General features: G+C 54.1%; 10 protein-coding genes and 1 tRNA gene (1 of these 11 only partly in view). 3 read left to right on the forward strand and 8 right to left on the reverse strand.

Annotation, left to right across the window (positions count from 1 at the left end; translation table 11 throughout):
• Positions 1-12: 12 nt before the first annotated feature.
• Genes BA6348_RS18610 through BA6348_RS18620 form a run of 3 tightly spaced genes read right to left on the reverse strand, consistent with a single transcriptional unit; the run spans position 13 to position 2,732 of the window.
• Positions 13-690: a 3-oxoacid CoA-transferase subunit B gene (locus BA6348_RS18610; RefSeq protein ID WP_005827940.1), complete on the reverse strand. Its 678-nt coding sequence runs from the start codon at positions 688-690 to the stop codon at positions 13-15.
• The gene (locus BA6348_RS18615) at positions 672-1,364 is read right to left on the reverse strand and encodes a 3-oxoacid CoA-transferase subunit A (protein ID WP_005827939.1); all 693 of its coding nucleotides are present in this window, start codon (positions 1,362-1,364) and stop codon (positions 672-674) included. The genes BA6348_RS18610 and BA6348_RS18615 overlap by 19 nt, the downstream gene beginning before the upstream one ends.
• A gap of 15 nt (positions 1,365-1,379) precedes the next feature.
• Positions 1,380-2,732: an aspartate aminotransferase family protein gene (locus BA6348_RS18620; protein WP_026557002.1), complete on the reverse strand. Its 1,353-nt coding sequence runs from the start codon at positions 2,730-2,732 to the stop codon at positions 1,380-1,382.
• 148 nt (positions 2,733-2,880) lie between these two features.
• Here BA6348_RS18620 and BA6348_RS18625 point away from each other — a divergent pair, with 148 nt between their 5' ends.
• Entirely contained in the window at positions 2,881-4,425 is a 1,545-nt protein-coding gene (locus BA6348_RS18625; protein ID WP_039970545.1) for a PucR family transcriptional regulator, read from the forward strand.
• A 2-nt stretch (positions 4,426-4,427) separates the two neighbouring features.
• On the opposite strand, the gene ablB is transcribed toward BA6348_RS18625, so the two are convergent.
• Positions 4,428-5,282, reverse strand: a complete 855-nt coding sequence (gene ablB, locus BA6348_RS18630) for a putative beta-lysine N-acetyltransferase (protein WP_026557000.1) — start codon at positions 5,280-5,282, stop codon at positions 4,428-4,430.
• A gap of 371 nt (positions 5,283-5,653) precedes the next feature.
• Between ablB and BA6348_RS18640 the strand changes: the two genes are divergently transcribed.
• Positions 5,654-6,382: a glycerophosphodiester phosphodiesterase gene (locus tag BA6348_RS18640; RefSeq protein WP_122952664.1), complete on the forward strand. Its 729-nt coding sequence runs from the start codon at positions 5,654-5,656 to the stop codon at positions 6,380-6,382.
• Between the two features lie 52 nt (positions 6,383-6,434).
• On the opposite strand, the gene mnmL is transcribed toward BA6348_RS18640, so the two are convergent.
• The 3 genes from mnmL to BA6348_RS18655 form a co-directional block, all read right to left on the reverse strand.
• On the reverse strand, positions 6,435-7,403 hold the full coding sequence (gene mnmL, locus BA6348_RS18645) for a tRNA modification radical SAM protein MnmL/YtqA (RefSeq protein WP_005831960.1): 969 nt from the start codon (positions 7,401-7,403) through the stop codon (positions 6,435-6,437).
• Positions 7,404-7,606: 203 nt separating this feature from the next.
• Positions 7,607-8,845: a glycosyltransferase family 2 protein gene (locus BA6348_RS18650; RefSeq protein WP_005831962.1), complete on the reverse strand. Its 1,239-nt coding sequence runs from the start codon at positions 8,843-8,845 to the stop codon at positions 7,607-7,609.
• Between the two features lie 289 nt (positions 8,846-9,134).
• A tRNA-Leu gene (locus BA6348_RS18655) sits at positions 9,135-9,219 on the reverse strand.
• Between the two features lie 345 nt (positions 9,220-9,564).
• Here BA6348_RS18655 and BA6348_RS18660 point away from each other — a divergent pair.
• A complete protein-coding gene (locus BA6348_RS18660) occupies positions 9,565-9,822 on the forward strand; it encodes a hypothetical protein (RefSeq protein WP_005831964.1) in 258 nt (85 codons plus the stop codon).
• 1,953 nt (positions 9,823-11,775) lie between these two features.
• On the opposite strand, the gene BA6348_RS26825 is transcribed toward BA6348_RS18660, so the two are convergent.
• Positions 11,776-11,909, reverse strand: partial view of a hypothetical protein gene (locus tag BA6348_RS26825; RefSeq protein WP_155808668.1) — the 3' portion only. It continues 40 nt past the right edge of the window; only the last 134 of its 174 coding nucleotides appear in the window; its start codon lies off the right edge, out of view; it ends in the stop codon at positions 11,776-11,778.

Raw genomic sequence — 11,909 nt, forward strand, 5'->3', positions numbered from 1 at the left:
AATCGTCTTTGCCTAGCGGAATACGCCCACTTCTCCCTCTACCTTCAGTTCAGCTTCGGTGGCTCCGATCACATCGGCCACGCTGTACGGATACATGACCTCGCGCAAATACAGGCCGTCCGGCTTCACTTCCATCACGGCCATATCGGTAATGATCCAGTCTGCCGCCTTGCTCGCTGTCAGCGGAAGCGAGCATTCGCGCACGATTTTGGAGCGGCCGTTTTTGTCGAGGTGCGTGGTTACGACCATGACCTTTTTCGCTTTTTGCGCCAGCTCCATCGCTCCGCCCATACCCGGCACGCGTTTGCCTGGCACGATCCAGTTGGCGATATCCCCGTTTTGGCTCACTTCGAGGACGCCGAGGATCGTCATGTCCAGCAAGCCGCGGCGAATGATCGCAAAGGCCGTGGCACTGTCAAAAAAAGACGCCCCCGCCGCAAGCGTGACCGGAAAACCGCCCGCATTGCACAGCATGGCGTTTTCCTCTCCTTTGGCCGGGCTCGGTCCGGTACCCAATATGCCGTTTTCCGCGTGAAACATGACGCGTTTGTTAGCAGGGATAAAATCGGCCACCAGCGTAGGAATGCCGATCCCCAAATTGATAATCATGCCGTCCTCGACTTCCATCGCCGCCCTGCGCGCGATTCGCTCGCGGTAGCTCTCGGTCTCTTTTACTTCTCCCACGCCCATTGCCAGTTCACCCCTTCACTTTGCACGATGTAGTTGACGAAGACGCCAGGCGTGACGATTTCTTCCGGGTCCAGCTCGCCTACCTCGACAATCTCGTCCGCTTCCACGATCGTAATATCGCCCGCCATCGCCACGAGCGGATTAAAGTTGCGCGCGCTCGTATCGTACACCAGGTTGCCGAAGCGGTCCGCTTTTTTCGCATGGACGATCGCCACTTCCGCCGTCAGCGGCGTCTCCAGCAGGTACTCTTTTCCGTCCAGCACGACTTTTTGCTTGCCTTTTTCCGCGATCGTGCCAATGCCGACGTCGGAGAGAATCCCGCCCAGACCGACGCCGCCCGCCCGTACACGCTCGGCGAGAATCCCCTGCGGGCAAAACTCGACCTCAAGCTCGCCTGCCGTCATTTGCGCCCCTGCGTTCGGGTTGGAGCCGATGTGAGAGGCAATCACTTTTTTCACGCGTCGTTCTGTCACCAGCTTGCCGATTCCGATGTGCGGAAACGCCGTGTCGTTGCTAATCAGCGTCAAGTCGCGCACACCCAGATCCAAAATGCCCTGGATCAGTGTCGGCGGATTGCCTACCCCGCCAAAGCCGCCCGCGAGCAGCGTCATCCCATCGCGAAAATGGGACAACGCCTCCTGTACGGTCACCACTTTATCAAAACGGTTTGTCATTTCAGTCTCCCCCCTCTAGCCAATCAGCGCCTTGTCTTTTAGCTCCTGCTGGACGCTGACAATCGCATCTTTCAAGAGGGCGATCAGTTCATCAATCTGCTCTTTTGTAATCGTCAGCGGCGGGGAAACGATGATCGAGTCTCCTGCCACGCCTTCGATTCCCCCCATGGCGGGATAGATGAGCAGACCTTTTTCGAATGCCTTCGCGATGACCTTGGACGCCACTCCTTCTGACAAGGCGAACGGCTCTTTCGTTTCTTTGTTTTTGACAAATTCCAGACCGCAGAGCATGCCCAAACCGCGCGCCTCGCCAATCAGCGGCAATTCATCTGCCAGCTCTTGCAGGCGAGACAGCAAGTAAGCGCCTTGCTCGGCCGCTTTCTCGATCAGGCCGTGCTTCTCGACGTACTTCAAAACCGCGAGCGAGACGGCAGCAGACTGCGGGTTGGCGCTGTATGTGTGTCCCGCCATAATCAGCCCGCTTCCCTGGGTGATCGTCTCGATAATTTCATCCGTCACCATCGTGGCAGCCATCGGCGTATAGCCGGCGCTCATCCCTTTGCCAAGCGTCATCAGGTCAGGCACGACACCCCAGTGATCGACCCCGAACGCTTTTCCGGTGCGCCCTACCCCTGTCATCACTTCGTCGGCGATGAACAGCACTTCGTACTTGTCGCAAATTTCGCGAATCCGCTGGAAGTAGCCGTCTGGCGGGACGACCGCGCCACCGGAAGCCCCGATAACCGGCTCCGCGATAAAGGCCGCCACCTGCTCGGCTCCGACGCGCAGAATGGCCCGCTCCAGCTCATTCGCGCATTCCAGGGCGTACGCTTCCAGCGACATGCCTGCTGGTCTGCGGTACGGATACGGCCCGGTAATCGTCGGATAGTCCTCCAAAAGCGGAACGAAGCGCTTCCGGCGCAGCACGTGCCCCGACATGGAGAGCGCCCCCATGGTGATGCCGTGGTAGCTCATCCAGCGGGAGATGATTCTGTTTTTCGTCGGCCTGCCTTTTTCCTGCCAGTATTGGATCGCGATTTTTTGCGCTGTCTCCGTCGCTTCGGAGCCGCTGCTCACAAAAAACGTCCAGTTCAACGAACCTGGCGCCCACTCGGCCAGCTTCGCCCCCAGCTCCTCCACAGCGTCGCTGCTGAAGTGCGAGCGGTACGCAAACGATACTTCTTTGGCCTGCTGGTACATCGCTTCGGCGACTTCTTCCACCCCGTGGCCGATGCTCGCGGTCACAGCCCCGCTGCAGCCGTCGATATAGCGCTTGCCGTCTTTATCGTATAAATAAATGCCTTTGCCATGAGAAATGAACGGATACGTCTTGCCCAACTCCGGTTTGATTACATAGCTTCTGCTCATGATCGTCGCCACCTCGCTTATTCTCTCCCTCTATCCTAGCTGACCTGTGCGGTTCATCCATCCGACGCGCTGGCAAAAAAATATGGCGAAGAGACAAAATCTTTTGTACATTTTGTATAAAGAACTTTGCAACACGGAGGTGTGCCTCGTGACGATTACGATCAGAGAGGCTCTGCAACTGCCTGACATGGTGCAGACGCGGTTGATCGCCGGAGCGGGCGGACTGGACAATCCGATTCGCTGGGTGACGATTGTCGAGGTGCTCGAAGACGCCAGTCGGCTGCAGGAAGGCGAGTTTTTGATTACGACCGGATTCGGCCTCGCTGAAAATATGGAGCGGCAAAGCTCGTTCATTCCGACGTTGGCGAGACAAAAGCTGAGCGGAGTCGCCATCCATACCGGATTTTACTTGCGGGAAATTCCCGAAAGCTTTCTTGAGCTGGCTGATCGCCACCAGCTCCCGCTCATCGAAATTCCGACCGAAATCAACTTCTCGACGATTACCAGAGCCATTTTGCAGCCGATCGTCAACCGGCAGTTCGAGACGCTCGCCTATTCGCAGGCGATCCACAACCGGATGATCGACGCAGCCCTGTCCAAAGGCGGTCTGCCTGCCATCGCCGCCGAGTTGGCAGAGCTGACGGGCGGCGGCGTGACGCTTTTGGATGCGCTCGGCTTTGAAGTGACCCAGCACGGCTGCCCGACAGCGCCGACCGATGACGAAGCGAGAGAGCACGTGCATACGGTACCCATCCGCGCCAGTCGCGAGCATTTCGGCACGCTCAGCCTGGCCAAGCCGCGGGAAGCGTGGAAGGAGCTGGACGATGTGGCGCTCCAGCACGCAGCTACCTTGTGTGCGCTCGAATATGTAAAAGAACGCGCCGTTTCTGCGACAGAATGGCGGCTGAAAGGCGACTTCGTCGAGGAGCTTTTAAACGGAAAGCCGATGAGTCCGCAAGAGCTGGAAAGCCGCTGTCGCATGCTCGGATACCCGTTGTCGGGCAAGCATCTCGTCGTGGCCGTCAAGGTGGACACTGCCGAACCGGACAGGCTCGGGGAGCTGCACCAAAGCGCCATCACGCTGATGCGCAGGCTTTGCGACCGCCACCAGCGCTCGTATTTGCTGCGAGAACGGCCTCATTGCCTGCTGTTCGTGCTGCCCGATGACCGGACGAGCCTGCAGCTCTTGGAGCAGTTCACAGCCCGCTGGGAGGGGCTGCATTCCTCCACTCCCTTGCAGGTCGCCATCAGCAATCCGCGCGATCAGTTGACAGATGTTTCTGGCGCGTCCGAGGAAGCCATGTTCGCGCTGCAAGCCTATCCCTTGCTCGCTCGCGCCCCGCAAATGCTGCGCTACCGGGACATGCAAGGCTACCAGTTCCTGTTTCCTTACCACCGCGACGAGCAGAGCATGCTCGGCTTGTGGAAGCCGATCCTGGAGCCGTTGATTCGCTACGACAGCAAATACAACCAGCAGCTTCTGGAGACGCTGGAGGTGTACCTCGCGCAAAACGGGAACGGCCTGCAAGCCTCCCAAGCGTTATATATTCACCGCCACACCTTGAAATACCGCCTGACCCAGATCGAGGAAAAAACAGGCTACCGCCTGGAGGATGCCCATCAGCGCTGGCAGCTTCAACTGGCGCTCATGGCCCGCCGCCTGCAGCAGCAACTGTTTCCTTCCCGCGAGTAGCCTTATTCGTCCCTGGTTTGCCGCAGCGGCTTCACCCAGATGTTCATATCTTCGAATCCGGAAAAAATCGTGCAGTTGTTGATGAGCCGACCGCGGTATTCATAGCCCATCTTGGCTGCTGTCACGTTCATCCCGGCCGATTGCGCCCGGGTCAAGGTATAGAGATAGTAAATCCCTGCCTCCTCCATCTTTTTTTCCAGAGCGCAAAACAGCGGCTGGAGGAGGCCTTTTCCGGCGTGATCGGGGTGGGTGGCACAGTCGGTCATCTCCGCCGAGCCCATCCGCTCCGACACTTCGGCAGACGCTGCGCAGGCGATCTTCCCGGCATGCTCGACGACGAAGTACACCGTCCCCTCCTGCATCGTCTTGCGCACGTAATGCGGATCATCCATGGGGGTAGGATACGTCGCGAACACAAGGCCGTACAGGCGTGCCAGCTCCTCTGCATCTGCCTCTGTTGCCGGACGCATGCTGTACCCTTCCGGCAGCGGCTTTTCTTCCCCCGCTCCCGCCTTTGCCAGACTCAGCGCCAAAATTTCCTCCGCCAGCTCAGGCGCTGTCGACGTCGCCCGTTCCTCTGTCACATACGCCGTGAGCATGTAGGCATTTTCTCCGCGAAAAAATCCGTCAATGACCCCTTCCTGCCGATAGCCAAGCGCGAGCCACTCCGCTACGTCCCGCTTTTTCCCGTAGACGATCAGCTTGGTGGCATTCGACTTCTCGGCCACCTGCCGCAGCATCTGGTCGTATTCCTTCAGCCGCGCCCGGTCGTACAGATGCAGCTTGACCCTGCGGTTTTGCCGATCGTCCACCAAATCGCCCGCAGCGAGCATTTCCTCAATCTGTGTCTGTGTCATGAAACTACCCCTCCCCTTTGTTTCCTTGTGCTTTCATTGTAGCAAATGGAGCTTCTCCGTCATCTGCCAATCTGTATAAAAAGTGGGCAGCCAGGCACAAATGCGGGCAGGTTGGGCATTCGACGAGCGCCATTTTCCCTATTGGTTCATAAGATGAAGGGAGTTGCTCCATCTGGGAAGGAGGGGGTATTAATGAGCTGCAGCAGAAACAACGATTTCGCCCTTGTTTTGGTCCTGTTCGTTCTCCTCGTCATCGTTCTCGTCTCAATCTCATAGAATCTCTTTTGTGCCCCTCAGGATAGGTAGTATCGAGGGGCCACTTACATATGCATGTAATATGCATGACACGTCTGAGAAGGGAGGAAGCCCACGTGTCCACACTTGTGTTCGCGCATCGCGGCGCTTCCGGCCTGTATCCGGAAAACACGATGGAAGCCTTTCACGCTGCTGTCCGCAAGCGGGCGGACGGGATTGAGTTGGACGTCCAGCTAAGCCGCGACAACAAGCTGGCCGTCATTCACGATCACCGACTGGAACGGACGACAAACGGCTCCGGTCCTGTGCGCGGCTATACGATGCGGGAGCTGCGCCAGCTTCGCGCAGACAAAACTTGCTCCACGCGTTATCCAAAAGCCCGGATTCCCGTTTTGCGCGAGGTATTTCAAGCCTTTTCCGATACATCGTTACGCTTTATTATCGAATTGAAAAATTTTTTTCAAAACCAGCCCCACCTTGAAGAAAAAGTCATTGAGCTGATCCAGCGCTATCAGCTCACGGAGCGAACGATCATTTCCACGTTCAACTTCGACAGTTTGTTGCGCATCAAAGAACTGGATCCTGCGCAAACGACCGGCCTTTTATACGTCGGCCCGCTCGCAAAACCGTGGGCAGTCGCAAGCCAGTATCGTTGCGAGCAGTTGCACGTCCCGTACGACCAGCTCACACGCGAACTGGTTCAACAGGCCAAACAGCGCCAGTTGACCGTCTACGGCTGGACGGTAAACAGCAGTCGGCAAATCCAGCGGGCCGTCGATATCGGCGTGGACGGGATCATTACCAACTATCCGGGGCGCGCCAGAAAAATCATCCATGTTGAATAGCCACGAAAAAAGGAGCCTTCTCGGAGGCTCCTTTTTGTTTATCAATCAACTTTTACCTGTGCGGAACATAAAACTTCCCTTGCCAACTGTTTCGGCGGTTCAGCTCGGCATTGATCCCGTTCAGCACTTCCCACTTCTTGCGGCTCCACATCGGACCGATCAGCAAATCCTTTGGCCCGTCGCCTGTGATGCGGTGGACGATCATTTCCGGCGGCAAAATTTCAAGTGTATCGACGACGAGCTTGGTGTACTCCTCCTGCGAAAGAAATTCCAGCAGGCCCGCTTCGTACTGCTTGACCATCGGCGTCTTGCGCAGCAGGTGCAGCAAATGAATTTTGATCCCTTGCACGTCGAGATGGGCGACCGCATCGGCCGTCTGCATCATTTCTTCGTGCGATTCTCCCGGCAACCCGTAGATGATGTGCGTACAGACGCGAATGTTGTGCTTGCGCAGCCTCTCCACCGCATCGACATAGCAGGCGTAGTCGTGCGCCCGGTTAATCAGTTGCGCGGTATGCTCGTGGATCGTTTGCAGGCCCAGCTCCACCCACAGATACGTCCGCTCGTTCAACTCCGCCAAATACTCCACCACATCGTCCGGGAGGCAGTCAGGACGCGTTGCGATCGAGAGGCCGACAACTCCTTCCTGCCGGAGAATGACCTCGTACATCTCGCGCAGTTCGTCTACAGGGGCGTACGTGTTCGTGTACGCCTGGAAAAAGCCAAGGTATTTGGCCTGGGGCCACTTTTCATGCATCCGGGTTTTCACATCGTGAAACTGGCGCTTTAGATCCATTCTCCGGTCCCCGGCAAAATCGCCGGAGCCGCGCGCACTGCAAAACGTGCAGCCACCCGTCGCGACCTTGCCGTCCCGGTTCGGGCAACTGAAGCCCCCGTCCAGCGGAACCTTGAAAATTTTTTCGTGAAAAGTCGAACGCAAATGGTAGTTCCATGTATGGTATCGTTTATCTCCCCACAGCAAGGGAGTATCGTGATCGCAATGTTGTGGTGCGAGCTTCATCGCCGTATTCCTCCTCGTGGCCCGGCTGCGGGTTCGGTTTTGTCCGCGCAGCCAACGCTCAGGGTGCCTTTTTCCCAGTTGCAACGCTTTCTCTTTTCGTGTGGTGATCGCGTTATTATACCAGATCACAGGCTCCTTTCGCCACTTTCGCTAACAGAAAAACCACAGGGCGAGATGCACCTGTGGTCTTTTGCTTCACGTGCCTATTGCTGGATCTCCTCGATACGAATGGCGCGAGTGTGGGACGTATGGCTCCACACCTGATTTTTCTTGGTGAAAAACGCGTAAAACATGATCGGCAGCCACGTCAGGAAAAAGAACGGCAACAAGAGCAGTCCCAAATATCCTTTTAGTGGCACTTTCTCGAGGTAGAGCGCCAGAATCGGCAATAAATAAAACACAGCCGTAGATCCGTACACCAGCCAGGTTGGCAGGATGGTAGCAGCAGGCGTCAGAGCCGCAATGTCAAAATATCGGCCCAAAAACAGCAAGGACATCATCGTCACCATCAGCACGTACATCGGCTGGAACAGGTAGAAAGCCGCGTCAAGCATGCCCAGCCTTCTTGCCTTCAAGCCGTTTTTCAGTACGCTTCCGATGTAGCGTCCAGCCACATCGTAGTGACCTTGCATCCAGCGCAAGCGTTGGCGCATCGAAGCTTTCAAGTCAATCGGCTTCTCATCCCATACTTTCGTATCATGGGCCCAGGTCGGATAAATGCCGCGCTCAATACAACGCGTAGCAAACTCCAGGTCTTCCGTCAGGCTGGTTGCTCCCCAGCCCATCTCCTTGAGCAGATTGCTCTCGATGCACAAGCCCGTACCGCCTAACGTGTTCGGCAGGCCAAGGTTGTGACGGGCCAACTGCCACATGCGGTTTGTAAACCAATACGTCACAGCATAAGACAGGGTAATCCAGGAGTCAAACGGGTTTTTCGAATCCAGATAGCCTTGAATCACGCGCGCCCCTTTGACCAGACGGTCGTTCATCACTTTCAGGAAGTTCTTTTCAACCAGGTTGTCTGCATCAAACATGACGACTGCATCGTACTGCTTTGGCCTTGCCCAGAGGTTCTCCAGCATCCACTCAATCCCGTAGCCTTTTCCGCGCTTGGACGTGTCAAAACGCTCGCACGCGATGGCTCCGTGTGCCCGACTGATCTCAGCAGTGTTGTCAGTACAGTTGTCGCAAATGACGAAGATGTCGTACATTTCGCGTGGGTAGTCCAGCTTTTTCAGGTTCTCAATCAGTGGAGCGATTACGGCACTTTCGTTATGCGCCGCAACCAGTACAGCAAATGTTTTTTGTGGCTCGCTTGTCACCTGCTCCTTTTTGCGGAACAGGCCCGCACAAGAAACCAGCGTTTGGTACGTGCTAATCACACCTACCGTTGAAGTGAATCCGATGAATAATCCCTCAATGATCTCTCTAATTACACTCATGGGTTCTTCTCCTCGACCTGAATCAAATTGGGTCTGATCTGACTTCAGGTAGTGTTGTTTTTCCAACATTTCTCTATTGTATTTCTCCCAATTGGGAGTGTACATCAAAAGCGTTTCAAGATCAATGACCCAAAAGTGGGAAAAAAGAAGGCACTGCTAACACCTTTCCCACCTTTTTCTCTTTCTATTCGACAAGCCTTGAACATGAGCAGAAAAAAAAGCCCTTGTCGAAAAGGCTTGATTTATTTCGAAAACACGAGGTCCAAGCTTAGTCCCCGGTTCGATACGATGGTGCGGTCGGCGAGACTCGAACTCGCACGGGTCGCCCCGCCACCCCCTCAAGATGGTGTGTCTGCCAATTCCACCACGACCGCCTGTTATCCGTGACCGTTTGTGCAGGTTACCTGCCGCAGAATCACGTTTTTGAGTATACACAATCCATTTTTCGAAGTCAATAGCGTTTTCCTCCATCTGAGTGCCCAAATTCTATCTGGGAACCGCATTTATTTCCTGTCGAAAACACGCGGATTTTGTTTGTTTTTCCAAAAATAGGGACAGTAGTTTTGGGATCCGCTCTCCTCGATTCGCCACGATTATGCATAGACCGCAGCGCCATATTTTTCGGCTTTCTTACATATTTCAGGGCGAAAAAGACAAATTATTACCAGTAGTGGAAGGCCAACTTTCTCAAAAAAATTTTTCGTCATGGGGGAAAAACGATGATTCCCGAGAATATCAAACAGCTTCTGCACGATATTCGGCTCATTGGCGGCGGCATGAAGCAGTATGAGCATCCAGATGATTGGCAGCTAATCCGCAACCTGGTTGGCGACGAGCTGGAGGTCGATTTGAGCGATGCCACTCCCGAGTATTGGGAGAAGCTCCGTGCTTCCCTTGAGAGCGAAAAGGCGGTTGCGCTAGAAAAAGCAGAGCGGCGTTACCTGCATGGCCTTTACTACTACAATCCCTTTATTTGACCACGATATGTTCGTGGTCTTCCTTTCTGGGGTGGGGGCAGCGGCTGCGGTTTGAGCAAGGGCTTTGCCAGGTTTCTGCTTGTGGGGGTTTCTGTTGTACTTGGCTTTGTTTTGGCTGTTCTGTTCTTTGGGTGTGCTTTTGCCGTTCTTCTTCTCTGATGCATACCGTGTGGTGCAAAACGACTGCTGTAGCGTCAAGTAGCTATTCATGCTTAGGCGTCTCCAGGCGAGTTTCAGCACCTTTCAGGACTTTTCAGGACCTGGATTTGACTCTGACTCCCACCATCGGTTGGATTGTATCGTTTTGTCGTTTTGTCCTCTTGCCCTTGCGTTTGCTACTAGGCTATTTACTCTGTGAAAATAGCAAAGGTCGCCGGGCAATGGCCGGATAACACGAAGGAATGTCCCTGAACGGCTTGCATGACCTGTAGCCTGTTTCCTTTCGTGCACTTGCCAATGACGGTCCTCTTTCTGACGGCGGTCCTCTCGCCACTGATACTCCACTTTCCGAGGACGGAGAAAAATAGCAGCCCTTGAAATCATTTTTGCAGAGAGGAGTATCTTTTTTTCTTGTGATACGTTATATAGAATAGCGAGTGAATTTTCAGGGGAATCTACTCGTAGTGAATATGCTCGTCCATCGAAAAGCTTCCTTATTATATGTGTGTCATTTTTAGTCATTTTCTGTCGACAAAATGGCTCTTATTTTGTTACATTTTTGCGAGTCTCTACGTTTTTGCCGTTCAGCTCTTAATGGGTTTTCAACCTAAAGTCTCTTCGCCTTGCAAAAATCGGTTTGAGTTGCCCTAGCGTGTAGGAAAGATAGCTATGAGAGGCTGTGCGTTTTTGAAATTTTTTGGCTCGTTTGTGTTATAGGATTGGTCGGCTATATACATAAAAGCTGCTTTGCAGGTATGAATAGATCTGAATAGATCGTAGAGGTAGGAAAGGTGGGGAGTTATTTGCGGAGTAAGTCGTCCTGTAAACACCTCCTTGTAATACACGTACATGCTTCGTGCTGCGTACGGATAAAAGTGAGGACGTGGTAAGAGAGTACTTTGCGCTGTTCATGTATCATGCACGGAAGCTTTCCTTCCCCTCTCCTGTCTACGCACGCTCTGCTATTGAATGAGAGCGAAGAGGCCCCTATATCTCGGGCAGCAAAGGCCGCCTAATCGCAAGCAGGATCGTTTTTCGCAAAAAGGCTGGATTGTGCGTTGCGGTTTTGCAGAAGTCAAACAGATGAAAATTGGTCAGATGCAAAAGGCATGCGGCATCATACGGCAAGTCGGCAAGTCTTGAGAACACCCCTCGTGCATTTGTTGTTCTTTCCTCCTGAACTCGCGCGTACGCCTTCTGCTTTCTCGCTCTAACCTTCGTGAGAAACTGACATGGGAACGAAAGCGGGCGCCAGTAGCTGCACTGCATCGTGCTCTCAGTGGGATATGTACACATTGTCTAATTCGTACTAAATATAGCGGTACCAGGTCTTAGGCGTCGCTAACAGCTTCACAACTTCTGTAAACTTTTTACCTCTCCTACTTATGCCATTCCTTGAAGCACGCCTCTACATACCGATTCGCATACACTATCGTGGCCGAATTGCCTTCCATTTTTCCGAACACGTGCAGCATATATGCCGCCAGTTCTCTTGTACAATCGTGAAAATGATGAGACCCGGCTTCCTGCTTGCAGTTCGTCTACAACCGCTAATTTTGCAGCGCACAAAGCCTTTCATCGTGTCGTCTGGAAACGCAGACTTTGCGCTCGACTTCACGCCTGCCTAGGCCGTCTGCTGTTCAACGGAGCGTATGCCCGCTGCCCAATGTTACTGTGGAACCAAAAACGACTCAAACACGCTCCTGGTCGTCTTTGACATCGTGTCTTCCTGCTGCAGAAGTTTGGGGTAAAAAAACCACCGACCGGAACCGACTCCGCTTAGTGGGCGTTTGCTTATTGTTTCTCTACCGTAATTTTCGTGGAAAGATACACGCGCACGTTTTGACCGTTTTCCTTGTAATCAATTCCATAATAAATCGTGTAAACCCCTGGCTTCCCCGCTACGAAAGAAGGCACTTCCCTGCGGT

This window comes from Brevibacillus agri (assembly GCF_004117055.1).
In the GTDB taxonomy this organism is placed as follows: domain Bacteria; phylum Bacillota; class Bacilli; order Brevibacillales; family Brevibacillaceae; genus Brevibacillus; species Brevibacillus agri.